Below are 24,489 nucleotides of genomic sequence, written 5' to 3'. Positions count from 1 at the left end.
GCCCCGGGGGGCCCCGCGCCCGGGTCCGATCACGTCGCCAGGACGCGGGAGCCTCCCACCGGCAGGCGCCGCGTCACCGATCACCCAGCCGCCCCACAGCGACCGGCAGGTGTCCAGCAGCGTCCGCCGGGACCAGTGGTGCGCGGGCACGAAGTCGAAGCGGACGCCGCCCAGTTCCGCGCCCTCCCACCAGTCGAGCTCCGTCACCCGGGTGAAGCGCCGGCGCCGGAACCAGCGCCCGAGCCCGGCGGGCACGAACACCGGGGTGCGGCGCGGCAGGCGCCGGACCGTGGGCCAGTCGAGGTGGTCGAAGTGGTTGTGGCTGATGACGACCGCGTCGACCGGCGGCAGGTCCTCCCAGCGGACGCCGACGGGGGTGATCCGCGCGGGCGTGCCGAGGATGCGGCGGGACCAGACGGGGTCGGTGAGCACGGTGAGGCCGCCGATGCGCAGCACCCAGCTGGCGTGGCCGGCCCAGGTGACGGCGACGGTGGTCGCGTCCGCGTCGGGCAGCGGACCCGGCGCGAAGGGCAGCCTCGGGATGTCGTGCAGCCCGTCGCGCCCGGGCCGCACCGCGCCCTCCCGGGCGAGCCTGGCCATCGCCCGTACGCCGGGCAGCGGAGCGGTCAGCCGGCGGGCGAACGACCTGGGCCAGGTGCGGACCTCGCCGAGCGGGCGAGGGGCCGGCGGCATGGGTGCGGTGCGGTCCTGACGCTCGCCGGGCCCCGACCGTGCGGTCTGTTCGGTCATCCGGATCTCCCGTGTGTCCGTGTCCGTGTGTCCGTATCCGTGTCCGTGTCCGTGTCGCGCGGTGCGGCGGCGGTCCGCCTCGCGCCGTGTCCCTGCGGCGGTGGGCCCGGGGGCCGTCCCGACCGCGCGTCCGCCGATCAGCGCAGTTCCTGGAAGGCCCGCTCGAGGAGCCTCAACTCCGCCTCCACATGGGGAAGTCCGAGAGGGCGGTCGGAGCGCAGGGCGGCCAGCTGCCCCTCCGCCGCCGATCCGAGGAGCGGGCCGGTGGACAGCCGTACCCGCAGGGCGCCGAGTTCGTCGCCGAAGCGGTGGCCGCCGGGGACGGAGGTGCCGAGGCGGTCGCTCAGGTACTCCTCCAGTTCCATGGAGTCGCGCACGCCCCGCTCGGCGAGGCGTGCGCGCAGCGGTCCGAGGTCGGCGTACAGATGGCGGCCGGCCTGCGGCGGCCGGGCCAGCGCCCCCGCGGCGAGCACCGTCCGGTGCACCGCCTCGCCCAGCCGCGCGTGCAGCGCGTTCGCCTGCCGGGCCCGGGTGGAGACGGCTGCGGGCTCACCGAGGACATGGGCGGCCGCGGCGGCCACCGGGGCGGGGACGACCGCGCCGAGGGCGGTGAGGAAGTCGAGGGTGCGGGCACGCCGGGCGGCGCCCTCGGGGCCCGCCGGGAAGCGGGCGACGGCGAGGGGCCAGGAGGCGGGGGTCAGCGCCCCGACGAGGTCGCTGATCACGGTCACGTCCCCCGGGCACATCTCGGCGGGGCTGAACAGCACGGTGTCCCGTGGTTCGTGGACGGTGTCGCGCCAGGTCTCGTCGCTGATGATGTGCAGCCCCTCGCCGACCGCCGCCTCGCACGCCTCGCGCACCGTCTCGGGCGGGGCGACGGTGCCGGTCGGGTCGTCGGCGACCGACAGCAGCAGCAGACGCGGCCTGCCGCCCTCGGTGCGCACCCGCCGTACGGTCTCCAGCAGCGCGACCGGGTCCGGTACGCCGCCGCACTCGGCGGGCGTGGGCACGTGGTAGGCGGGCCGGCCGAGCAGCCGGGCCTGCGGGGCCCACCAGGCGGGGCACGGACGCGGCATGAGGACGTCGCCGTCGTAGGCCCCGAGCAGCGCGAACAGCAGCGGCTGCGCCCCGGAGGCGGCGACGACCTCCGTGGGGGCGCTGTGCAGTCCTCGGCGCGCCCAGTAGCCGCAGGCCGCCTCCCGCAGACCGGGGCCGCCGCCGGACGGCTCCCCGGTGGCGGTGCCGGAGGCCCCGGCGAGAACCGCGGCCGACTCGTCGAGGACCGGCAGTCCCGTCTCCGGCGCGTACGGCCCGTACCGCACGGGCCCGCGCCCCTCGGCCGCCGTCCCCACCATGCCGCCACCCTTCTCGTCGCGGCCGCCCACGGGCCGGTGCCGCACGTCTCGCCGCGGGGCGGACCACCCTGCGCGCACCGGAGCGCGTGCCCGTCCCACGAGCCCTTTATACGAAGGTTCGGCGTGGGCCGCGCGGGGTGAGTCCGGTCACCCATGAGGCCCTCGTACCGCGTACTCGGCGCGTCAAGGGGTATGCGCCCGGCATGGCAGACCTCCACGGACAGTCCACGGGATCCCCCGAGAGCACGGGCGTGCGCGCCCTGCTGAGCTCCTGGGACAGGCGTGTCTTCACCGCCGTGGCCTCGCGCGAGTGGCCCGGCGCCGAGCCCGTGCTGCCCAGGCTGAGCCGGAGCGCCAACCACGGGCTGCTGTGGTTCGGCGCGGCGGCGGGCATCGCCGCGCTCGGCCGCGACGCCCGGTCCCGGCGTGCGGCCGTGCGGGGCGTGGCGTCCCTGGCCGTGGCGTCGGCGCTGATCAACACGGTGGGCAAGCGGTCCGTGCGCCGTGCTCGCCCGCTGCTCGACGCGGTGCCGGTGATGCGGCAGCTGAAGCGCCAGCCCTTCACCACGTCCTTCCCCTCCGGGCACGCAGCGTCGGCGGCCGCGTTCGCGACCGGTGTCGCGCTGGAGTCGAAGGGGTGGGGCGCGGTGGTCGCGCCGGTCGCGTTCTCGGTCGCGTTCTCACGGGTGTACACGGGTGTGCACTATCCGAGTGACGTCCTCGTGGGCACGGCGCTCGGGGTGGGCGCCGCGCTCGCCGTACGGGGTGCCGTGCCGACCCGTTCGCAGATGCCCGCGCCGGGCAGGCCCCGCGAGCACGCTCCGGCGCTGCCCGGGGGCGACGGCCTGGTCGTGGTGGTGAACCGGGAGTCGGGCTCGGCGGACTGCGCCCCCGCCGTCCGGACGGCACTGCCGCTGGCGGAGGTCGTCGAGTGCGCGCCGGACGAGCTGCCGGTGGAGCTGGCGAAGGCGGCGGGCAGCGCGCGGGCCCTCGGCGTCGTCGGCGGTGACGGGACGGTCAACCTGGCCGCCTCGATCGCCGCGACGCACCGGCTGCCCCTGGCCGTCTTCCCCGGCGGCACGCTCAACCACTTCGCCTACGACCTGGGCATAGAGGCCATCGTCGACACCTGCCGGGCGGTCGAGGCCGGCGAGGCGGTCGGGGTGGACCTCGGGCGCTTCCGCCCCGGCCCGGGCGGCCGGCCCGAGCCGGGCTACTTCCTCAACACGTTCAGCCTGGGCGTCTATCCGGAGCTGGTGCGGATCCGCGAACGCTGGTCGCCGCGGATCGGCTCCTGGCCTGCGGGCATCCTGGCGGCGGGGCGCGTCCTGCGCGGCGAACACCCGCTGGAGGCCGAGGTCGACGGCCGGCGCCGGCCGCTGTGGCTGCTCTTCGCGGGGAACGGCGTCTACAAGGGCGTCGGACCCACACCCGGTCACCGGCACAACCTCGCCGACGGGCTGCTCGACATCCGCGTGGTGCACGGCGGGCGGCTGCCCGGTCTGCGCCTGCTGGGCGCGGCGCTCGCCGGCAAGCTGAACCGCTCCCCCGTGCACGCCGCCCGCCGCCTGCACCGCATGCGGATCGGGGGCCTCGCCCCCGGCACGCTGCTGGCGTACGACGGCGAAGTGGCCGAGGCCCCGGAGGATCTGGTGGTGGACAAGGTGGTCGACGCGCTGACGGTGTACCGGCCCCAGCGCCTGCTCTGAGGGGCGTCCCGGCGGCCGGCGCCGTCCGGGCAGAATCGCGGCATGCGGATCCTGATCGTCACCGCCGGTTCCCGGGGCGATGTCGCCCCCTTCACCGGCCTGGGCCGGCGTCTGCGGGACGCGGGCCATGAGGTCGCCCTGGCCGCCCACCCGTCGTTCGCCGCGCTCGTCGGCGGGTGCGGCCTCGTCCACCGGCCCGTGCCGGGAGATCCGCGGCAGCTGCTGCGCGCCTGGTCCGGGGCGGCGTCGCGGGACGAGACCCGGGCGCTGACGAGGGCGTACGCGGACGGGCTGGCCGACGGGGTGGCGGACGCCGTCGCGGCCGGCACCGACCTGGTGCTCACGGCCTTCGGCCCGGCACCGCTCAGCAGGACGGCGGCCGCGGCGTTCGGCGTCCCGGTGGTCGGCACCTACCTCACCCCGGTGTTCGCCACCTCCCGGTTCGCGCTGCCCGGCGCGCGGAGTTCCGACGGCAGGGGCCCGGACGACCACCTCGCCGCGGGGCGGGCGGTGCTCGGGCGGGCGGAAGGGGTCTTCGCCGGTGCCGTGAGGCGGCTGCGCGCCCGCTTCGGACTGCCCGAGGACACGCCGTCCGCGGCCGGGGACGTCCGGCCGGTCTTCCACGGGTACAGCCCGCTGGTGGTGCCGCGCCCCGACGACTGGCCGCCCCGGGTCGGCGTGACGGGCTACTGGTGGCCCAGCCGGCCGGACGGCTGGCGGCCTCCGGCCGGGCCGGCCGACTTCCTCCGGTCCGGCCCGCCCCCGGTGTTCATCGGCTTCGGCAGCATGGCGCCGGGGCAGGGCGAGCGGCTCGGCGGGCTGGTGGCCGCGGCCGTGCGGCGGGCCGGGGTGCGGGCCGTGGTCCAGGCGGGATGGGCCGGGCTGAGCGGGGCCGGCGACGACATCCTGGCCGTCGGCGACGTCCCGCACGACTGGCTGTTCCCCCGCACCGCCGCCGTCGTCCACCACGCCGGGGCGGGCACCACCGGCGCCGGGCTGCGGGCCGGGGTGCCGGCCGTGCCGGTGCCCGTCATGGCCGACCAGCCGTTCTGGGCGTCCCGGCTGTGCGAGCTGGGCGTGGCGCCCCGGGCTCTGCCGTTCCAGGACCTCACCGCGGAGGCCCTCGGCGACGCCATCAGGGCCGCCCTGGACGACCCGGCCCACCGCCGCCGCGCGGCCGGCCTCGCCCGCCGCATCGCGGCGGAGGACGGCGCCGCCGCCGTGCTGGCCCACATCGCGTCGTCGGACGGCGCCCACTGAAGGGACGGCCGGCGGGTGCCGTCGCGGGACGGACGGCCGGGTGAACGACGCTGCACGGCAACGGACCTGACGGCGCGTCGGGAGGACGCTCGGCGGAAAACGGATCGACGCGCCCCCGGTGCCTCGCGCACCATGGCCGTACCGCCGTGGGCGGCCGGCCACGGGGGTGCCGGCCGGCCGGCGGTCCCGGCCGGCCGTCCGTCCCGAGCCCGTCGGGCTCATGGCCTCGGGCGCCGGTCCGGGGCGTGCGGCGCACGTCCCGGACACGGGCCCCGCGACGCCCGGCAGACACTCCGCCGGCCGGCGCCGGGGGCGCCCCCGTGCCGTGTTCCCGGGATCGCCGTTTCCGGGATCGTCGTTCCCGGGATCGTCCGGATGCCCCCGGCAGGAGGCCGGCCCTCCGCCTGCGAGCGCACGCCCCGGAGGGAGGGGCCGCCTGCGGGCGGACGGCGCTAGGTGCCGGACACGGTCCCGTCCACCCCGAAGCGCCGCACATAGCGGCGCTGCCAGGGCGTCTCCACCGCATGCCGGTCGTAGTGGGCGCGGACGTACGCCACCGCCTCGGCCGGCGGGACGCCGTCGAGGACGGCGATGCACGCGAGCGCGGTGCCGGTGCGCCCCCTGCCCCCGCCACAGGCGACCTCGACGCGCTCGGCCGCGCAGCGCCGCCATGCCTCACCGAGCAGCTCCCGTGCCTCGCCGTGGTCCCGCGGCAGCCGGAAGTCGGGCCAGCGGAGCAGGCGCGCCTCCCAGTCCGTCGACGGCGGCGGCCCGCCCAGCAGGTACACGGCGAAGTCCGGCGCCGGTCCGTCCGGCAGGGGGCGCCGGAGGGCGCGGCCACGGATCAGCCGCCCGGAGGGCAGCTTCAGCACGCCGGTCGAGGTCTCGTCCCAGGTCTCTCCCACGGGCACCGTCCTGACAGCTCGCCATGTCCAGCATGTGACATGGGTATCTCGTCATGCGATACGCAAGCGTACCGTGGATCTCCTCGCCTCAGCAGCATCCCGCCCATGGAGAAGGGGTACCGCCATGCCGAAGGAGACCGCCGTCTACACCCACGGCCACCACGAGTCCGTCCTGCGCTCGCACACCTGGCGCACGGCGGAGAACTCGGCCGCCTACCTGCTCGGTGAACTGCGGCCCGGTATCGACGTCCTGGACGTCGGCTGCGGACCCGGCACCATCACCGCCGACTTCGCGGAGCTGGTCGCCCCCGGCCGGGTGACCGCGGTCGACGCCGCCGAGGACGTCCTGGAGCGGGCCCGCGCCCACGCGGCCGGACGCGGCCTGGACAACGTCCGGTTCGCGGCCGCCGACGTCCACGACCTGGACTTCCCCGACGACTCGTTCGACGTCGTCCACGCCCACCAGGTCCTCCAGCACGTGGGCGACCCGGTCCAGGCGCTGCGCGAGATGCGCCGGGTCTGCCGCCCCGGGGGCGTGGTCGCCGCACGCGACAGCGACTACGGCGCCTTCACCTGGTACCCCGGACTCCCGGCCCTGACGGAGTGGCAGCGGCTGTACGACCGCGTCGCCCGCTCCAACGGCGGCGAACCGAACGCCGGCCGTCACCTCAAGTCCTGGGCCCGCGCCGCCGGTTTCACCGACATCGCCTGCACGGCGGCCACCTGGTGCTTCGCCACCCCGGCCGAACGCGCCTGGTGGAGCGGTCTGTGGGCCGACCGCACCACGGCGTCCGTGTACGCCCGCCTCGCGGTCGAGGGCGGGCACGCGACCCCCGGGCAGCTCGACTCCGCCGCGAAGGCGTGGCGCGCGTGGGGCGACGACGAGGACGCGTGGTTCATGGTGCCGCACGCCGAGATCGTGTGCCGGGTGGAGTGAGTTCCCGCTCCGCCCCGGCCCGCGCGACGGGCGGGCGCGCACGGCCGTCCGTGCGCGGGCGGGGCGGGTGCGGCGGTGCCGGAGAGGTGCGGTGTCGTTCGGCGGATGGTCCAACTACCCTCGCCCGCATGGAGATCCTCGGAACGACCCTGCGCATCTGTGTCGACGACCTGGAGACCTCGGCCGCCTTCTACGAACGCCTCACCGGCGCGACCCCGCTGCGTTTCGAGCGCGGCGGGGTGTCCGTCGCGGCGGTCGGCTGCTTCCTGCTGATGAGCGGGCCGGAGGCGGAACTGGAGGTGCTGCGCAAGGTGTCGGCGACGATCGCGGTGGAGGACGTGGAGGCCGCGTACGCCACGCTCACCGGCAACGGGGCCCAGGTGATCGCGGGGCCCGTGCCCACACCCGCCGGCCGCAACCTGATCGCGGTGCACCCGGACGGGTCGGTGTTCGAGTACGTGGACCGCAAGGCCGGTTAGCTCCGGCCGGGGGTGCGGAGTTTACGGCCGGAGGTGCGGAGCAGCGCATTCAGGCGCACATTTGAGAGGGGGACGTGTCGGGGGCGCGTCGTACAGGGGGCGCGGTCTCCTCATGCATGCGCGGACATTCCGCCGGGGTGCGACAGATCGTCGCCGGCGCCGTCGCGCCGCCCCCGGGGCATCGCCCGCACCGTCCCACCGCTGAGGAGTCGCCATGCCTATGCTGCTCGTCAAGGGCTTCTACGACATCAAGGGATCGCAACCGGACGGCGACACGGTGCATTTCACGGCCGACGACCCGGCCGAGTGGGATCTCGTCGGCGGCGGGGGCGGCCGGGCCGTCGAGCACAGTGCGGCGGGCCGCGCGAAGCTGCGCCTGGACGGGGTCGACGCTCTCGAGACCCACTACGGTCCCAGCCGGGTCCACCAGCCCCTGCGGTTCGCCCACGCGGCGCGTGACGAGCTGCTGAGCCGGCTCGGCTTCACCGACGTCCGGCGCCGCCCGGACGAGACGGTGACCGCCACCACCCCGGAGACCGTCCCCGGCTTCGTCCTCACCCGCGGCTCCGACGTCCACGGCCGCTGCATCGCCCTGGCCGGACACGGCACCGCGCCCGGAACCAGTGGTCTGGAGATCGACGTGGACGTCGCCGTGCTGCGGACGACGGTCAACCACCACCTGCTCGCTCAGGGCCTCGCCTATCCGACGTTCTACCGCAGCCTCTTCACCGGCCTGCGTGCGGAGATGGCCGCCACGGCAGCCGAGGCGCGGACGGCCGGCCGGGGGCTGTGGGAGAGCGACGTGACCACGGCCGGAGCGAAGATCACGGGCCTCGCCTCGCTCACCGACGACGTGGTGATCCTCCCCAAGCTGTTCCGCCGCCTCGTGGACCATCTGCGCCTCGACATGCCGCTGGCCTGCTTCCCCGCGTTCCTCGCCGGTGTCGCCGACCGCTACTCGGTGCTGTCCACGGGGGAGCGGCGCGCCGGGCTGAACCACGTGGTGGAGATGGCGAACGGCCACACGGTGACGATGCTGCACCCGTCCGACGACCTGCTCTTCGAGGACGCCTGAGTCAGGGTGACCGGGTGACTGAGTCAGGGTCGGGAGAGACCGCGTCGACGCGGTTGACGCGCCCCGCCGGAGCGCACGGCCCACGTCCCTGGGCACACGGCCCGATCGCTCGCGGCGGGGCCGCGCCCCACGTCATCGGCGCGGCCCCGCCGCGAGCGCGGTGAGGATGCGGCGCGTCCGGTCCACGGGGTCCTTCGAGAGCTCCGCCCCTCGTTCGCGCACGGCCTGTGCCAGCTGCCGCTGCCGGTGCTCCGCCCGGACCGTGAGCGCGTCGGCATCCTCCCCGTCCTCGGGCCGGACCCTGGTCGACGCCTCCAGGAGCTCCGTTCCGGCGACCGACCACGCCTCGACGTCGACCTCCACGCCGTCGAGGCGCACGCCGTCGGCCCTGGTCGAGACGACGGGGCCCAGCGCTACCAGGCCGTCGAGCGGGACGGCGGGGGCGCAGGCGTGCAGGAACTGGTCCTGCACCGCGTCGATGGGCGCGGCCGGATCGGCGCCGGGCTCCACGGCGCCCACCAGGGCGCCGGGCGGGTGGTCGTGGACCAGCGACGCGGCCAGCACCCTGTCCTCCCCCGACCAGTCCTGCTCGATCCGGTACGTGAACGGCGTGGCGTCGAAGCGGGCCGCGAAACGCCCGACCAACTGCTCCCGGGTGCAGGGACGCAGGGTGACGGTGAGGTCGTCCGGTCCGCCGTCGCCGGTCCTGAACCGCACGATCACGCCGCCGTCCAGCAGCGGCACCTCGCCGGCGGCGACGCCGCCTTCGTCCTCGGCGAACCAGATGCGGCGCGTCGTCGTCACACCGTCCGGCCCGGTGAGGACCGGCAGCGCCGCCGCGCCGCCCTCGACACCGACCCTGATCTCGACCGGCAAGAGGTCCATCGCATTGCTCCCGCTCGTCGCACCCCGTTCCAGGATATCCGTCCTTCACGGGACATACCCGGCGCCCCCGACGGGACGGCGGCCGTCGCACGGAACGTGGTGGCCGCGGTCGCCGACGGCGTCCTAAGCTCCCCCCATGTCAGGTCCGACACTGGTCGTCGAATTGGCGGAGCCCGTCTCCCCCGCCGGTATGCGGCGGTTCCGCGCGCTGATGGAGGGGATCTCGTCGCGCTGCGAGGAGAGGCGGCCGGGGCATTTCGACGTGCAGGTGCCCGTGGAGCGCCTGGGCATCGGGAGCGGGCAGGAGGAGGGCGAACGGCTGCTTCCGGACCCGCTCCTGGGCGGTCTTCCCGACCCCGGTCTCGCGGCCCTCGTCGGTTTCGACCCCCGGCGAGACCACCCGCACCGGCCCTTCGACGTCTACCTGATGGGTCCCGGGGTCGGCGACGAGGACGTCTTCGAGGCCGAGCACGCGGACACGCCGGAGGTGCCCGCCGTGCTCGGCTTCACCCCTACCCACGCCGTCAACGTCAGCGCGGCCTGCAACCGCGCGGTCGACCATGTCGCCACGGCGCTGCTGACGGCCGCCGTCATGGACGTCATCGGCGGTGTGGCCTGGGCCGAACTGCGCGCGGAGCAGGTGCCGCTGGTCGGCCTTCCCGGCCTGGTGGGGCTCACGGACGAGGAATGGCCGGACGCGCTGGGCTCCGCCGTGTTCCTGCGGGCCTGGGCGGCACAGCCCGGCTTCCGGTTGGTGAAGTAGCCGGGTCGGCGAAGCGTCCCGTCGTCGCCCCCCGTCCGGGTGCGGACGTCCTCCGTACGGCATGCCGGACACGCTGATCGGCGGGCATCGCCCGGAACGGGCCGGCACGGTTCGGCCCGTCGGCGGGCATCGCCCGGAACGGCCGGCACGGGTCGGCCGTCGGCTGACACCCCGGCCGCGGGACGCCCCGTGCGGGACGGCGTCCCGTCAACTGCCGCCCTGCATACGGAAGTCGTACATCTCCGGCAGGGGGTCGTCGGTGATCTCGGCCCACAGCTCCCCCAGGACCGCCGCGCCTTCGCGCAGGTCCGCGACCTCGATGCCGTCGTCGAGCACCGCGCGCGCCTCCTCCGGGCGGTCCTCGGCCACCAGGATCATGACGTGCAGGAGGCGGAATCGGCCGCGGGCGCGGACGTCCGGCGGCAGCCGGTCCCACACCGCGCGGGCGCCGGTGGTGCGGCCCGCCGCGAGGAGCGCCTCGACGGCCTCCCGGCCGAGGGCGGCCAGGGCGGCGGCCCCCGCCCCACCGTCGTCGTGGCGCCCCCCGCACAGGTCGTCGAAGGATTCGGCGTACCGGTCGGCGGCCCGTTCGGGATGTCCGCCGGTGAGGTCGGCGACGGCCAGGGCACGCAGCAGCGGCCAGCGCGGGGCGGCGAGCCGCAGTCCGCGTTCCCAGCTGCGCACCGCCTGGGCGAGGTCGCCGGCGTGCCACTGGGCGACGCCGAGGTGGTACTCGGTCAGCGGCTCGGCCGGAGCGGTCTCCAGCATGTCCCGCCAGTGGCGGGCCACCAGCGTCGGCCCGGGCGGCTCGGCGCCCCGCGGGGCGGGCAGCGCCCCGGTCTCCAGAAGCGCCTGCCAGGGGGCCTGTTCCGGGCCGAGCGTCGCGGCGTCGAACGGGGTGCCGGGCAGCTCGTGGCCGGCCCGCAGCACTTCGAGGGCGCCCCACCCGGAGCCGATGGCGAGACGCTCGCCCGGCTCGGCGTCGGCGCAGGTCAGCCACGCCCGGTAGGCGGCGTCGACGGCCGCGCGGGGCAGGGCGGCCGCCAGCCGCGCCTCCGTCTCCGCGCGGGCAGCCGCCCAGTCGTCGCCGTGCACGAGTGCCGGATCGGCGTCGAGCGGGCCGTACGCCTCCAGCCAGCTGATCTCCGCCTCCGGTTCGAGGCGTACGTGTTCCAGCTGGGTGCGGGCGATCCCCGCCTGGATCTCGGCGTAGCCGCCCGTGCCCGGTGCGGTCAGCCAGCGCTGCCAGCGGCGTCCGCCGCGACCGGAACCCCAGACGAACAGCTTGCGTCCGCGCAGGGTGTCGGTGGACGTCTGCACCAGGCCGCTGCCGCCGGCGTCGAGTGCGGCGATCCACCTGCGGGCGTCGCCCGGGATCTCGTAGAACCAGTCGGCGGAGCGGGTGCTGCGCAGCGGGTAGGTGCGGTCGGCGGCCCGGTCGCCGGAGACGGGGACGGGGACGCGGCGCAGGCTGCGGGTGCAGCCGAAGTGCCAGGCCTCGTCGGCGGGGGCGAGGATCCGGGTGCCCTCGTCCTCGTCGACGGCGATGTTGGACCACCAGGAGAGGGCGGCGGCGCGCTCGTGCGGGTTGCGCACCCGCACGCCGACATGGAGGAAGTCGGATTCGGCCGGGAGCCACAGGTCGACCTGGAAGGGCAGATCGCGCAGGCGTTCCCACTCCCACAGGCGCAGCATCGGCCCGCCGTCGGGGGCGGTGACGACGGCGGCGTGCAGCGGGGCGCAAGCGAGGGCGGTGTGGCCGGTGGCCCCGATGTTCCACTCGATGCCGCCGGAGAACCAGGCCCCCGCCAGGCCGAAGGCGGCGGGCTGGAGGACCGGGTTGCGGTGGAGCAGTTCGCGGCCGGTGGGCTTGTGGTGCAGGGAGTGGACGCGGCCGCCGAGGCCGGGGAGGACGGTGACGCGCAGGCGTTCGTTCTCCAGGACGAGGGTGTCGAGGGCGGTGGGCGTGCGCGCTCGGCCGTAGCCGTCGAGGACGCGGACGGGCAGGACGGTGCGCAGGGGTTCGTAGCCGATCTGACGCGCCATGTCGCGGGGCAGGCGGCGCCTGGTGTCCTCGTCGACCGTGTGCGTCCGCTCGACGGGGCGCAGGGCCGCAAGCGGGTTCGGTGGGCCGAGGGGTGCGGCGGGCAGGGTCAGTTCGGCACGGCGCACGGTGGTGGGCACGGCAACCTCGCATTCGTCCGGGGTGCGCCTCCTCCGGCCGTCCCCATGGTCTTCCCGATGACCATGGAACATCCCGGCGGGGCGGCGCGGCCAGGGGCGGGCGCGATATTTCGGTTGCGCGGCGCCGCCGCCGTCCTAGGCTTGCCGGGCCGGACGGGCACGGTCCACGGGGCCCGCTGCGTCCGGCGGCGACGGGGAAGCACGGCGGAGGCACGACAGAAGGCGGCGTCACGATGGGCACGCAGCACACGTACCGGGTGATCGTCCGGGGTGCGTGGGAGGGGCTGACGGACGAGGGGCGCGCAGCGCTGCTCTCCGAGGTCGAGCGGCACGACGGGCTGGGGGCGATCCGCTTCACGGAGGAGGGGTCTCTCTCCTACGACCGGGCGCTGAAGCGTTTCTCGTACCGGTTCGTCGTCGTGTCGGACGCCGCCGACGGCGAGGAGATGGCCGAGATGATCGCGGAGGACCGGGCGCGGACGGCGCTGGCCGCGCTCGGCCACGGCCACGGTGAGCTGAGGTGCTCGGCGACGGACATGGACACCATGAAGGTCAACGACAGGGGCCGCCGCCGGCGCTGACGGCCGGCGGGGCGGTCATCTCGCTGGTGAGCGCCCAGCGCTGGTGGTCGCGCCACTCCCCGTCGATGCACAGGAAGTCGGGTGAGAAGCCTTCCAGCCGGAAGCCCGCCGCGCGGACCAGGCCGACGGATGCGGCGTTGCCCGGCTGGATGTTGGCCTCCAGGCGGTGCAGGCGCAGCGGTCCGAAGGCGTGGGCGACGAGGAGGCCGAGGGCCTCGCCCATCAGGCCGCGTCCCGCGGCGCCGGTGAAGGCGCCGTAGCCGAGGGAGCCGCACCGGAAGGCGCCGCCCACGATGTTGTTGATGTTGAGGAAGCCGGCGAGGGCTCCGGTGGCGCGTTCGTGGACGAGGTAGCCGGCCCGGGCGGGGTCCTCGATCAGACGGCCCGCCCAGGCCGTGTACGCCTCGTCGGTCAGCGGCGGGAAGAGCCAGGGGCGGTGGAGCCCGGTGCTCCGGCGGGCCTGCGCGGTGAACTCCGGCCCGTCGCCGAGGGTGACGGGCCGCAGGGTGGTGCGGTCGCCGACGGCGGTGTACGGGGCGCCGCCGGGGGTGACGGGCGCGGACGGCGGGTGGGACATGCGCGTGGTCCTCGGGGTCGTGGTGCGGGTGGCGGGGCCGGTCCGTCACCGCGCGGCGGCGTCGAGTGCCGGGTCGTGCAGCGTCAGCGTCCGCTCCTGCGTGTCGAGCGTGGCGCGGACGCCGAGCGGCATCGTCAGCGCCGACTCGCCGTGGCCGAAGCCGAATTCCTCCAGGACGGGGACGCCCAGGGAGCCCAGCCGGTCCAGCAGGACCGCGCGGACCGACGCGTAGTCGCCGCACTCCGCCCAGGAGCCGAGCACCACGCCGGCGACGCCGGTCAGCCAGTCGGCGCGCAGGAGCTGGGTGAGCATCCGGTCGATGCGGTAGTCCTCCTCCCCCACGTCCTCCAGCAGCAGGATCCCGCCGCGCGCCGACGGCCGGGTGTGCGGCACGGCGAGGTCGCCCGCGAGCAGGGCGAGGCAGCCGCCGAGGGTGACCCCGGTGGCCCGGCCCGGGACCATGGTCCGGGCGTCCGGCAGGGCTTCGAGGACGCGCACGGACTCCGGGTCGAAGAGGGTGGCCCGCAGATGCTCCTGGGTGCGGGCGTCCTTGAGGAACGTCACCGCTCCCGGCATCGGGCCGTGGAGGGTGGCGATGCCCGCCCGTACGGCGAACGCCTCGTGGAGAGCGGTGATGTCGCTGTATCCGACCAGGACCTTCGGCGCGGCCGCACGGATCGCCGCCCAGTCGACGAGGTCGGTCACCCGCTGGACCCCGTAACCGCCGCGGGCGCAGAGCACGGCCGCGACGGTGGGGTCGCACCAGGCGTCCGTCAGGTCGCGCGCACGTGCCTCGTCGGTGCCCGCGAGGTAGGGCAGCGACGGGTGGGTCTCGCGGACATGGGGCATGACGAGCGGGTCGAGGCCCCAGCCGCGCAGGATGTCGAGACCGGCGTCGAGGCGTTCCCCGGCGACCGGGCCGCTGGGGGCGACGACGGCGACCCGTGCGCCCGGGGTCAGACGCGGGGGGCGGGTCAGCGGGGGCACGCTCATGTACGGAGCTCCAGATCGGGTACGTCGGGCCGGTCGATGCCGAAGGTGCGGGTGTAGAGGGCGAGTTCGGCCTCCAGGGCGCGCTCCATGGTCTCGGCCCTGCGGAAGCCGTGTCCCTCCCCGGGGAAGGCGATGTAGGCGTGCGGGACGCCCCGCCCCGCGATCCTCTCCAGGAAGCGCTCGCACTGCGCGGGCGGGCAGATCACGTCGTCGAGGCCCTGGAGGAGCAGGAACGGGGCGGTGATCCGGTCGACGTGGTTGATGGGCGAGCGGTCCCGGTAGCGGCCGGGGACGTCGGCGAGCGGGCCGACGAGCGACTCCAGGTAGCGGGACTCGAAGTCGTGGGTCTCTCCGGTGGCCCAGGCGTGGAGGTCGAGGATGGGGTAGACGATCGTGCCGCAGGCGTAGACGTCGGTGGTCGTCAGGGAGACGGCCGCGGTCCAGCCGCCGGCGCTGCCGCCGCGGACGGCGAGGCGTGCCGGGTCGGCGGTGCCCTCGTCGGCGAGGGCCTCGGCGACGGCCGCGCAGTCCTCGACGTCGACCACGCCCCACTGCTCGCGCAGTCGTTCGCGGTAGGCGCGGCCGTAGCCGGTGGAGCCTCCGTAGGCGACCTCGGCGACGCCGATGCCCCGGGAGGTGAAGTAGGCGATCTCGAGGTCGAGGACGAGCGGGACCCGGCCGGTGGGGCCGCCGTGCGCCCGGATGACGTAGGGCGGCAGTTCGTCGTCGGGGGCGGTGCGGTCCGGGCTGTGCGGCGGGTAGACGTGGGCGTGGATCTCGCGGCCGCCGGGACCGGTGAAGGTGCGGATCAGCGGCTCGGGGTAGTAGGCGGGGTCCACCGGGTCGTCGTGGGCGCCCGCGACGACCCGGGCGCGTCCGGTACGGGTGTCGAGTTCGACGACCTCGTAGCCGCTGCGCGGGCTGGCGGCGACGCCGAAGACACGGTCCTCGCAGACCGCGAGGGTGGGGGCCCGTTCGGTCCAGGGGCCGGGCGCGTCGACGACCTCGCCGGTCTCGGCGTCGAGTATCCCGAGAGCGGTGCCGCCGGTGCCGTGGACGACGGCGACGGGCCCGGCGGGCATCGGCCGGAACCACCGGGAGCCGAGCGTCCACAGGGCTCCGCCGAACTCCTCGGCACGGCCGGGGCAGAGCGGCGTCGGCGGGCCGAAGCCGCCGTCGCCGCCGGGCGCCGCGCGCAGCACCTCCCACCAGCCGCCGGCGTCGGAGGAGTACAGCAGGGCTCCGTCGGGGGCCCAGGCGACCTGGCAGACCGCCTCCTGCTCGCCGCCGGCGACCGGGCGCGCGGAGGTGAAGGCGCCGTCGTCGGCGATGCCGGCGACGATCACCTCGGTGCCGTCCCAGGGCATCCGCGGGTGGTCCCAGGCGATCCAGGCGGCGCTGCGTCCGTCCGGCGAGACCTCCGGGCCCGTGACGAACCGGTGCCGTCCGTCGGAGAGTTCGCGGACGGCGCCGCGGTCGCCCGCGGCGGAGCCGTCCAGGGGGACGGCGGCGATCACCCGGCGCACGTCGGTGGGCGCCGGGCCCGTGAACTCCTCCAGCACGCACCACACCTCGCCGGCGGCGGCCCGCAGCCGCGGATCGGCCCAGCGCAGGCCGCCGCCGGTGGCGGAGAGCGGGGTGAGGGGGCGGGGGACGGCTCCGGGGACGTCCGGCTCGTAGGCGTACAGCCGCTGGTCGTCGAAGTGGACGAAGACGATCAGCGGCCCGCCGTCGGGGCGGGCGGTGCCGGCCCAGGGCAGTCCGCCGTATTCCACGACCCGGCTGCGGACGTTCCACGGCGCGGGGAGCGCGGACTCCTCGCGCCCGTCGGCGCGCAGCCGGACGAGTGTGCGGCGGCCGCCCTCGGCGGGGCGCGGCGCGGTCCACCACACCTCGTCGCCGACGGCGCCGAGGTGGTCGGGCCGGCCGTCGTGGGTGGCGGCGAGGCCGGCGCCGATCGGCGACGGCCAGGTCCCGTACGGGCCCGTGGGGAGCATCGCGGATCCTCCTAGGCGGACTTCAGGAAGTGGTCGAGGACGCGGACGCCGAAGTGGAGGGCGTCGACGGGGACGCGTTCGTCCACGCCGTGGAAGAGGGCGTTGTAGTCGAAGCCGGGCGGCAGCTTGAGCGGGGAGAAGCCGTAGCCGTCGATGCCGAGCCGGGAGAACGCCTTGGCGTCGGTGCCGCCGCCCATGCAGAACGGGACGGTGCGCGCGTCGGGGTCGAAGTGCTCGACGGCGGCGCGGAGGCGGGCGAAGGTCGGGCCGTCGACGGGGGCCTGGAGGGGGATCTCCTGGTGGTAGTAGTCCCAGTCGACGTCCGGGCCGGTCAGCTCGTCCAGGGTGGCGACGAACTCGTCCTCGCCGCCGGGGACCACCCGCCCGTCCACGTGGGCGCTCGCGTGCCCCGGGATGACGTTCACCTTGTAACCGGCTCCCAGCATCGTCGGGTTGGAGCTGTTGCGCACGGTGTTCTCGACGATCCGCGCGGCCGGGCCGAGGCGTTCGAGGAGGGCGTCCACGTCGAAGGCGGGGTCGTCCAGGTCGGCGTCGAGGCCGTGCAGGGCGGCGAGTTCGGTGAGTGCGGCGCGGACGGTGGGGCTGAGGCGGACCGGCCAGCGGTGCTCGCCGATGCGGTGCACGGCGGCGGCGATCCGGGTGACGGCGTTGGCCCGGTTGACCTTGGAGCCGTGGCCCGCGCGGCCGGCCGCGGTGAGCCGCAGCCAGGCGGTGCCCCGCTCGCCCGCACCGATCGGGTAGAGGGACATGCCGTTCGCGTGCAGGGTGTAGGCCCCGGACTCGCTGATGCCCTCGGTGCAGCCCTCGAAGAGCTCGGGATGGCCGTCCGCGAGGAAGCGGGAGCCGTCGATCGCGCTGTCCTCCTCGTCGGCGGTGTACGCGATCACGATGTCCCGCCGGGGGCGCACCCCGTGGCGGGCCCACGCCCGGACCACGGACAGGACCATGGCGTCCATGTTCTTCATGTCGACCGCGCCCCGGCCCCAGACGACGCCGTCGCGGACCTCCCCGGAGAAGGGGTGGACGCTCCAGTCCGACGGTTCGGCGGGGACGACGTCGAGGTGGCCGTGGACGAGCAGCCCTCCGGCGGACGGATCGGTGCCGGGGATGCGGGCGACGACGTTGGCGCGGCCGGGGGTGCGTTCCAGCAGGACGGGGTCGAGCCCGGCGTCCGTGAGCCGTTCGGCGACGTACTCCGCGGCGGGGCGCTCCTTGCAGTCGCCGCCGCCCCGGTTCGTGGTGTCGATGCGGATCAGGTCCGAGGTGAACGCGACCACCTCGTCCAGCGCGGTGGTGTCCACGGCGGTCGGGGGTGTCGTCATCTCAGCCATACTGCTCCTCCACGGCCGCGGAGACGATCGTGGTGACCGCCTTGAACGTGCGAATGCCTTCGTACATGGTGTCGCTGGTGTAGGCGACGCGCCGTTCGCCCCGGGCGCGCGCCACGCCGGGGACGACGGTGGCCGCAGCCGCCAGATGCTCGGCGTCGAACTCCACCTCGACGGTGAACGGTCCGCCGCGCACCGGCTCGTGGCGGACGGCGAGGGCGGCGGCCTCCTTCGCGGCGGCGCGGATGTCGGCCGCGGTGCGGGCGGGGGTGCGGCAGACGGCGGCGTAGCGCGAGACGTGGTCCTTGACGGCGACCTTCAGCGCGCCGGGCGCGTAGTCGAGGGCGTCCTCGCAGGTCAGGTCGTCGCCGGTGACGAGGACGACGGGCACACCGTATTCGGCGACGACCTGCGCGTTGAGCATGCCCTCGCTCGCGCGGACACCGTTCAGCCAGACGCCGGTGATGGAGTTGGCGAGGTAGGTGTGGGCGAGGACGCCTTCGGTGCCGGCGCCGGTGTGGTAGCCGACGAACGCGATGCCGTCGACGTCGCCGTGCTGGACGCCCTCCACCATGGACAGCGACTTGTGGCGGCCGGTGAGCATCTCGGCCCGCTCGTCGAGCTGTTCGATGAGGAGGTTGCGCATGGTCCAGTGCGCCTCGTTGATCAGGACCCGGTCGGCGCCGCCGTCGAGGAAGCCGAGGACGGCCGCGTTGACGTCGGACGTGAACAGGGACCGGCAGCGTTCCCACTGGGGGGTGCCCGGCAGCACGTCGGCCGGCCAGGTCACGCCGGTGGCGCCCTCCATGTCGGCGCTGATCAGGATTTTCACGACTCGCTCCCCGTTCGCATGTCCGAGGACGCGAGTCTAGGGTCTTTCCTTTGGATCATGCCGGACCGGTGCGCGGGGCGTTCGTGCGGGGTGTGCGGGCACGGTGCGGGGGGTTCGTGCGGGGAGAGTGCGGGGGCCGGGTGCGGCGGGGCGCCCGGCACSGTGCCGGGCGCCCCGCCGGCGGTCAGCCGAGGACCTTCTCCAGCGCGCCGAGCGCGCCGCGCAGTTCGTCCGCCGTGATGGTCAGCGGCGGTGCGATGCGGATCGTGGAGCCGTGCGTGTCCTTGACGAGCACCCCTTCGGCCATCAGCCGTTCGCTGATCGCGCGGCCGCTGCCCACGGACGGCTCGATGTCGACACCGGCCCACAGCCCGCGGGCGCGGAAGCCGGTGACACCCCTGCCGAGCAGCGCGGTGAGGCCCTCGCGCAGCACCTCGCCGAGCTCGGTGGCCCGGCGCTGGTACTCGCCGGTGGCGAGGAGGTCCACGACCGCGGAGCCGACGGCCGCGGCGAGCGGGTTGCCGCCGAAGGTGGAGCCGTGTTCGCCCGGGCGGAGCACCGACATGACGTCCCGTCGGCCGACGACCGCCGAGACGGGGACGATGCCGCCGCCGAGCGCCTTGCCGAGGAGCAGCAGGTCGGGGCGGACGGACTCGTGGTCGACGGCGAGCGTGGTGCCGGTGCGGCCGAGGCCGGACTGGATCTCGTCGGCGACGAAGAGGCAGCCGGCCCGGCGGGTCGCCTCGCGTACGCCGGCGAGGTAGCCGTCGTCGGGGATGACCACGCCGGCCTCGCCCTGGATGGGCTCGACCAGGACGGCCGCCGTGGTGTCGTCGATGGCGGCTTCGAGCGCCGCGAGGTCGTTGTAGGGGACGATCCGGAAGCCGGGGGTGAAGGGGCCGAAGCCGGCGCGGGCGCTCTCGTCGGTGGAGAAGCTGACGATGGTGGTGGTGCGGCCGTGGAAGTTGCCGTCGGCGACGACGACGGTGGCCGCTCCGGGGGCGACGCCCTTGACCTCGTAGGCCCATTTGCGGGCGATCTTGACGGCGCTCTCGACGGCCTCGGCGCCGGTGTTCATCGGCAGCGTCATGTCGAGGCCGGTCAGTGCGGCGAGGCCCTCGGCGAAGCCCGCCAGCCGGTCGTTGTGGAAGGCGCGCGAGGTGAGGGTGAGCGTGTCGAGCTGGCGGTGGGCGGCGGCGATCAGGCCGGGGTGGCGGTGGCCGAAGTTGAGGGCGGAGTAGCCGGCCAGCAGGTCGAGGTAGCGCCGGCCCTCGACGTCCTCGACCCAGACGCCCTCGGCGCGGGCCACGACCACCGGCAGCGGGTGGTAGTTGTGCGCCAGGGTGTCCTGCTCGGCGCGGATCAGCTCGGCGGACGACCGCGCGGGGCGCGTGCCCTCGGTCTCGGGACGGGCGGTGGCTCCGGTCGCGCCGGAGCGTTCGGGCGTGAGCGTCATGCGCGGATCTCCTGGGTGCAGCACTTGATGCCGCCGCCGGCCTTGTGGAACTCCGACAGGTCGACGGGGACGGGGACGTAGCCGTGGGCGGCGAGCCGGCCGGCGAGGGCGTCGGCCTGCGGGGCGACGAGCACGTGCACGCCGTCGGAGACCGAGTTGAGCCCCCAGGCGACGGCGTCCTCGCGGGTCGCGGTCACGGCGTCGGGGAACATGCGCTCCAGGACCTCGCGGCTGCCCGGGGAGAACGCCTCCGGGTAGTAGCAGACGTTCGCCGTGCCGCCGTCCGCACCGTCGTCGAGGACGAACAGCGCGGTGTCCAGGTGGTAGAAGTACGGATCGACCAGCGTCAGGGAGACGACCGGGGTGCCGAAGTACTCCTGCACCTCGCGGTGGGCGTCGGTCGTCGTGCGGAAGCCCGTGCCGGCGAGGACGAACCCGCCGACGGGCACCAGGTCGCCCTCGCCCTCGCAGACGGCGACGGACTGCTGGACGCTGAACCCGGCGGACTTGAACCAGGTCTCGTAGGCGGCCTCCTCGCCGCGGCGTTCGAGTGCGTGGAACCGTGAGCCGAAGACCCGGCCGCCGAGCACGAGGGCCGAGTTGGCGGCGAACACCATGTCCGGCAGGCCCGGTTCGGGGCCGACGTGGTCCACGGTGTGACCGAGTCCGAGATAGGTGTCGACGAGGTGCTGCCACTGGGAGCGGGCCAGGTCGCGGTCGACCGGGGTGTCCGTGCTCATCCAGGGGTTGATCGCGTAACTCACGTCGAAGAAGCGGGGTTCACAGACCAGGTAGCGCCTGGCGCGAGGCACACGCTGTGCTGACACCGAAGGGGTCCTCCTGCCGTTGTGTCGCGATATCCGGTGACGCATGTCCGCTGACAAGCCAACGGTAGGAATCGGGACGGGCCGGGGACAAGAGGCGTCCCCTGCGTGTACGCGCAGGAATGCTGCGTCGTCGGGCCCTTCGGCGCCGGTTTCCCTCACGCGTCGGGAAACACCCCGGTGGGCGGGGGCAGCGGCTCCCCCGGGAGGGCCGCCGCGGGCCCCGGGGCCGGTGCGGGGCCGGCGGGCGCGGCGAGCGCGGCGCCGGCCTCGGGGCTGGTGGTCAGCAGATGCGAGAGCACCATGTAACTGATCGTCTTGCGGATGAACGGCTCGGTCCTGATGCGCTCCAGCACCTCCTCGAAGTGCTCGACGTCGCGCGCCCGGACGTGCAGCAGCGCGTCGGCGCCGCCGGTGACCGTCATCGCCGCCATGATCTCCGGATAGTCGCGCACCACCTCGGCCAGCCGCCGCGGCGGGGCGGCGCTGTCGCAGTAGACCTCGACGTACGCCTCCGTGCGCCAGCCCAGGGCGGAGGGGCGCACGGTGGTGGTGAAGCCGGTGATGACCCCTTCCTCCCGCAGCCGGTCCACACGGCGCTTGACCGCCGTCGCCGACAGCCCGATGGCCGCGCCGATCTCGGTGAAGGACGTCCGGGCGTTCTCCACGAGAGCGGCGACGATCTTGCGGTCGAGCTCGTCGAACGGGGCGGTTCTGGTGGTCATGTCGGGGTTTCCTCCGGACGGTGGGGGGCGGCCCTCGGCCGCCCATATCGGACCACGCCCGCCCCCGGCACGGCCAGCACGCCTCCGGCGGCAGGGGGCGCGTCTGCGGGAAGGGGGGTGCGGGGAGGGGCGCCCCGCACCCCCCTTCCCCGGCGGGCCGGCCCGGAAAGCTCAGTCCGCGTGGCCGAGTTGGAGGTCGCGTTCGGTGCGGCCGCCGCCGGCGACCTGGAGGACGGTGGCGACCGGCGGGTAGCCGGCGGCGATGACGGTGTACTCGCCGGACGACAGGTCGACGAAGCGGAAGGTGCCGTCCGCCCGCGTGGTGAGCGTGTCGACGACGTTGCCGGCCGCGTCCAGCAGGGTCACCCGGGCGTCCTCGACCGGACGCCCGTCACCGGCGCGCACGGTGCCGCGCAGCACCGCTCCTCCGGCCAGTTCGATGTCCTGGCGGGTCTCGCGCGAGGACTGGACGCTCACGGGGTGGGCGGCGGGCCGGAACGCGGGAGCGCTGGCGGCCAGGGTGTACTCCCCCGCGACCAGGTCGGTGATGACGTATCCGCCCTCCCGGCCGCTGCGGGTGGAGGCGACCACGTCGCCGCGCACGTCGGTGAGGGTGACGGCCGCGTCGCGGACCGGGGAGCCGTCGGCGGTGAGGACGGATCCGGCCAGCCGGCCCGCGCCGCCGAGGACGACGTCGAGGTCGACGGGGCGCTCGCCCACGGTCACGGTGACGGCCTGCGGCTGGTGGCCGCCGGCGGCGGCGATCATCACGTAGGGGCCGGGGCCGGGCACGCTCAGGGCGTACCGCCCGTCCTCGCCGCTCGCGCCGCGTCCGATCTGGCGCCCCTGGACGTCGATCAGGGTGAGTGCGGCGCGGGGCACGCTGGTGCCGTCGTGATGCTGCACGGTGCCGCAGACGGGGACGCCGGCCGGGAGGGGCGCGGGGGCCGGCACGGGTTCCGGCACGGCGCCCGCCGCGGCGGCGCGGGCGTGCGGGACGGTGGTGGGCTCGGCGGCGGGCGTGTGGTGGGACACCAGCGGTTTCTCCTTGAGGAAGAAGGCGAGGATCAGGCCGAGGACGAGCACCGGCACGAGGAAGAGGAAGATGCGCGGCATCGCGTCGGCGTACGCCTGGATGTAACCGTCGCGCAGGGCGGGCGGCATGGCGTGCACGGCCTGCGGGGTGATCGACTCGGGGTCGGGCAGGCCGGCGCCCGCGGGCAGCCGGGCGGCGAGCGCGTCGGCGAGCCGGTCGGCGAAGAGGGTGCCGAAGACGGCCGCGCCCACACTGCCGCCGATCTGGCGGAAGTAGTTGTGCGCGCTGGTGGCGGTCCCGAGGTCGGCGGGCGGCACGGCGTTCTGCACGGCGAGGATGAGCACGGGCATGACCAGGCCGATGCCGAGGCCGAGCACCGCCTGCCAGATGCTGTACTCCAGCCGCGGTGTGTCCGTCTCCAGGCGCGAGAGCAGCCACATCCCGGCGGCCGAGACCGCGCCGCCGAGCACGGGGTAGAGGCGGTAGCGGCCGGTGCGGCTGATGAGCTGGCCGGAGACGACGGAGGCCACCACGATGCCGCCCATCATCGGCAGCATCAGCAGACCCGACTCGGTGGCGCTGGCCCCGTCGACCATCTGGAGGTAGGTCGGCAGGTAACTGGCCGCGCCGAAGAGGGCGATGCCGATGACGGCGCCGACCAGGGAGGTGACCGTGAAGACCGGGTCGCGGAACAGCCGCAGGGGGATGAGGGGTTCGGGGGCGCGGCGTTCGACGACGAGGAAGAGCACGGTGCTCACCAGCGCTCCCGCGCCGAGCGCGAGGATCGTGCGCGATCCCCACGCGTACTCGGTGCCGCCCCAGCTCGTCAGCAGGACGAGGCAGGTGGAGGCGGCGGCGAGGAAGACCGTGCCGAGGACGTCGATCCGGCCGCGTGCGGCGGGCTTCGGCAGGCGCAGCACGAGGGACACGACGACCAGCGTGACGAGCCCGAAGGGCACGTTGAAGTAGAAGCACCAGCGCCAGGAGGCATGGTCGGTGAAGAAGCCGCCGAGCAGCGGTCCCGCGACGGAGGCGAGCCCGAACGCGGCGCCGATCAGGCCCATGAACCGGCCGCGTTCCCGGGCCGGGACGATGTCGGCGATGATCGCCTGCACGCCGATCATCAGTCCGCCCGCGCCGATGCCCTGGACGGCCCGGAAGGCGATCAGCTCGTTCATCGTGCGCGACCAGCCCGCGAGGGCGGAGCCGACGACGAAGACGACGATGGCGAACTGGAACACGCCCTTGCGGCCGAAGAGATCGCCGAGTTTGCCGTAGACCGGCAGGCCGATGGTGGCGGTGAGCAGATAGGCGGTGATCGCCCAGGACATCCGGTCGAGGCCCTGGAGGTCGCCGACGATGCCCGGCAGCGCGGTGGCGACGATCATCTGCTCCAGCGCGGCGAGCAGCAGCGCGAGCATCAGGCCGAGGAAGACCAGCCGTACACGGCGGGGGCTGAGCGGGGCCGGCGGGCGCGGCGAGCGCGGCGCCGGCCTCGGGGCTGGTGGTCAGCAGATGCGAGAGCACCATGTAACTGATCGTCTTGCGGATGAACGAGCTGATCGCCTTCCGGGCCGTCCAGGGCATCGGCGCGGGCGGACTGATGATCGGCGTGCAGGCGATCATCGCCGACATCGTCCCGGCCCGGGAACGCGGCCGGTTCATGGGCCTGATCGGCGCCGCGTTCGGGCTCGCCTCCGTCGCGGGACCGCTGCTCGGCGGCTTCTTCACCGACCATGCCTCCTGGCGCTGGTGCTTCTACTTCAACGTGCCCTTCGGGCTCGTCACGCTGGTCGTCGTGTCCCTCGTGCTGCGCC

19 protein-coding genes and 3 pseudogenes are annotated in these 24,489 nt (G+C 75.1%); 8 read left to right on the top strand and 14 right to left on the bottom strand.

The window, feature by feature from the left end; translation table 11 throughout:
* Positions 1-33: 33 nt before the first annotated feature.
* A pseudogene (locus tag EAO77_RS17005) lies at positions 34-750 on the bottom strand (MBL fold metallo-hydrolase); the annotation flags it as partial.
* 137 nt (positions 751-887) lie between these two features.
* Positions 888-2,105: an aminotransferase class I/II-fold pyridoxal phosphate-dependent enzyme gene (locus EAO77_RS17000; protein WP_147988797.1), complete on the bottom strand. Its 1,218-nt coding sequence runs from the start codon at positions 2,103-2,105 to the stop codon at positions 888-890.
* A 203-nt stretch (positions 2,106-2,308) separates the two neighbouring features.
* Here EAO77_RS17000 and EAO77_RS16995 point away from each other — a divergent pair, with 203 nt between their 5' ends.
* Both EAO77_RS16995 and EAO77_RS16990 read left to right on the top strand, forming a co-directional pair.
* Positions 2,309-3,814, top strand: coding sequence for a bifunctional phosphatase PAP2/diacylglycerol kinase family protein (locus tag EAO77_RS16995; protein WP_147988796.1), 1,506 nt, complete (start codon positions 2,309-2,311; stop codon positions 3,812-3,814).
* A 42-nt stretch (positions 3,815-3,856) separates the two neighbouring features.
* Positions 3,857-5,074 (top strand): glycosyltransferase, encoded by a 1,218-nt coding sequence (locus EAO77_RS16990; RefSeq protein ID WP_147988795.1) that lies wholly within the window; start codon positions 3,857-3,859, stop codon positions 5,072-5,074.
* A 452-nt stretch (positions 5,075-5,526) separates the two neighbouring features.
* Here EAO77_RS16990 and EAO77_RS16985 read toward each other — a convergent pair whose 3' ends face one another.
* Positions 5,527-5,979 carry a protein phosphatase gene (locus EAO77_RS16985; protein ID WP_147988794.1) on the bottom strand — a complete coding sequence of 151 codons (453 nt, stop codon included), beginning with the start codon at positions 5,977-5,979 and terminating at the stop codon, positions 5,527-5,529.
* A 124-nt stretch (positions 5,980-6,103) separates the two neighbouring features.
* On the opposite strand from EAO77_RS16985, the gene EAO77_RS16980 reads away from it, so the two are divergent.
* The 3 genes from EAO77_RS16980 to EAO77_RS16970 all read left to right on the top strand — a co-directional run bounded on the left by EAO77_RS16980 (position 6,104) and on the right by EAO77_RS16970 (position 8,470).
* Positions 6,104-6,916 (top strand): methyltransferase domain-containing protein, encoded by an 813-nt coding sequence (locus EAO77_RS16980; RefSeq protein WP_147988793.1) that lies wholly within the window; start codon positions 6,104-6,106, stop codon positions 6,914-6,916.
* 128 nt (positions 6,917-7,044) lie between these two features.
* Positions 7,045-7,395, top strand: a complete 351-nt coding sequence (locus EAO77_RS16975) for a VOC family protein (RefSeq protein ID WP_147988792.1) — start codon at positions 7,045-7,047, stop codon at positions 7,393-7,395.
* Positions 7,396-7,609: 214 nt separating this feature from the next.
* On the top strand, positions 7,610-8,470 hold the full coding sequence (locus tag EAO77_RS16970; protein ID WP_147988791.1) for a thermonuclease family protein: 861 nt from the start codon (positions 7,610-7,612) through the stop codon (positions 8,468-8,470).
* A 132-nt stretch (positions 8,471-8,602) separates the two neighbouring features.
* Here the strand turns inward: EAO77_RS16970 and EAO77_RS16965 are convergent, their stop codons facing one another.
* Complete coding sequence (locus EAO77_RS16965; protein ID WP_147988790.1) at positions 8,603-9,355, bottom strand: hypothetical protein; 753 nt, start codon at positions 9,353-9,355, stop codon at positions 8,603-8,605.
* Positions 9,356-9,491: 136 nt separating this feature from the next.
* Between EAO77_RS16965 and EAO77_RS16960 the strand changes: the two genes are divergently transcribed.
* Positions 9,492-10,118, top strand: coding sequence for a DUF6368 family protein (locus tag EAO77_RS16960; RefSeq protein WP_147988789.1), 627 nt, complete (start codon positions 9,492-9,494; stop codon positions 10,116-10,118).
* A 207-nt stretch (positions 10,119-10,325) separates the two neighbouring features.
* Here EAO77_RS16960 and EAO77_RS16955 read toward each other — a convergent pair whose 3' ends face one another.
* Positions 10,326-12,302, bottom strand: a complete 1,977-nt coding sequence (locus EAO77_RS16955; RefSeq protein ID WP_147988788.1) for a DUF5107 domain-containing protein — start codon at positions 12,300-12,302, stop codon at positions 10,326-10,328.
* A 233-nt stretch (positions 12,303-12,535) separates the two neighbouring features.
* On the opposite strand from EAO77_RS16955, the gene EAO77_RS16950 reads away from it, so the two are divergent.
* Positions 12,536-12,883, top strand: a complete 348-nt coding sequence (locus tag EAO77_RS16950) for a DUF6204 family protein (protein ID WP_147988787.1) — start codon at positions 12,536-12,538, stop codon at positions 12,881-12,883.
* Here EAO77_RS16950 and EAO77_RS16945 read toward each other — a convergent pair.
* The 9 genes and pseudogenes from EAO77_RS16945 to EAO77_RS16905 all read right to left on the bottom strand — a co-directional run.
* Positions 12,855-13,460: a GNAT family N-acetyltransferase gene (locus EAO77_RS16945; RefSeq protein WP_147988786.1), complete on the bottom strand. Its 606-nt coding sequence runs from the start codon at positions 13,458-13,460 to the stop codon at positions 12,855-12,857. The genes EAO77_RS16950 and EAO77_RS16945 overlap by 29 nt on opposite strands.
* A 45-nt stretch (positions 13,461-13,505) precedes the next feature.
* A complete protein-coding gene (locus EAO77_RS16940) occupies positions 13,506-14,453 on the bottom strand; it encodes an LD-carboxypeptidase (RefSeq protein ID WP_147988785.1) in 948 nt (315 codons plus the stop codon).
* Positions 14,450-16,450 carry a S9 family peptidase gene (locus EAO77_RS16935; protein WP_147988784.1) on the bottom strand — a complete coding sequence of 667 codons (2,001 nt, stop codon included), beginning with the start codon at positions 16,448-16,450 and terminating at the stop codon, positions 14,450-14,452. The genes EAO77_RS16940 and EAO77_RS16935 overlap by 4 nt, the downstream gene beginning before the upstream one ends.
* An 11-nt stretch (positions 16,451-16,461) precedes the next feature.
* Entirely contained in the window at positions 16,462-17,802 is a 1,341-nt protein-coding gene (locus tag EAO77_RS16930; protein WP_147988783.1) for a M20/M25/M40 family metallo-hydrolase, read from the bottom strand.
* Positions 17,795-18,631, bottom strand: a complete 837-nt coding sequence (locus tag EAO77_RS16925) for a M55 family metallopeptidase (protein ID WP_147988782.1) — start codon at positions 18,629-18,631, stop codon at positions 17,795-17,797. Before EAO77_RS16925 ends, EAO77_RS16930 begins: the two co-directional genes overlap by 8 nt.
* Before the next feature lie 184 nt (positions 18,632-18,815).
* The gene (gene rocD / locus EAO77_RS16920; RefSeq protein ID WP_261993941.1) at positions 18,816-20,087 is read right to left on the bottom strand and encodes an ornithine--oxo-acid transaminase; all 1,272 of its coding nucleotides are present in this window, start codon (positions 20,085-20,087) and stop codon (positions 18,816-18,818) included.
* On the bottom strand, positions 20,084-20,914 hold the full coding sequence (ddaH, locus tag EAO77_RS16915; RefSeq protein WP_147988781.1) for a dimethylargininase: 831 nt from the start codon (positions 20,912-20,914) through the stop codon (positions 20,084-20,086). The genes rocD and ddaH overlap by 4 nt, the downstream gene beginning before the upstream one ends.
* A 155-nt stretch (positions 20,915-21,069) precedes the next feature.
* Positions 21,070-21,636, bottom strand: coding sequence for an Lrp/AsnC family transcriptional regulator (locus EAO77_RS16910; protein ID WP_261993940.1), 567 nt, complete (start codon positions 21,634-21,636; stop codon positions 21,070-21,072).
* A gap of 171 nt (positions 21,637-21,807) precedes the next feature.
* A pseudogene (locus EAO77_RS16905) lies at positions 21,808-24,144 on the bottom strand (MFS transporter); the annotation flags it as partial.
* Positions 24,145-24,221: 77 nt separating this feature from the next.
* Between EAO77_RS16905 and EAO77_RS16900 the strand changes: the two are divergent.
* Positions 24,222-24,489, top strand: a pseudogene (locus EAO77_RS16900) (MFS transporter); the annotation flags it as partial.

It is taken from the genome of Streptomyces sp. T39 (assembly GCF_008042045.1).
Taxonomy (GTDB): Bacteria; Actinomycetota; Actinomycetes; order Streptomycetales; family Streptomycetaceae; genus Streptomyces.
The sequence above is the reverse complement of the archived record's forward strand: the minus strand, read 5'-3'. Positions and strand labels throughout refer to the sequence as shown.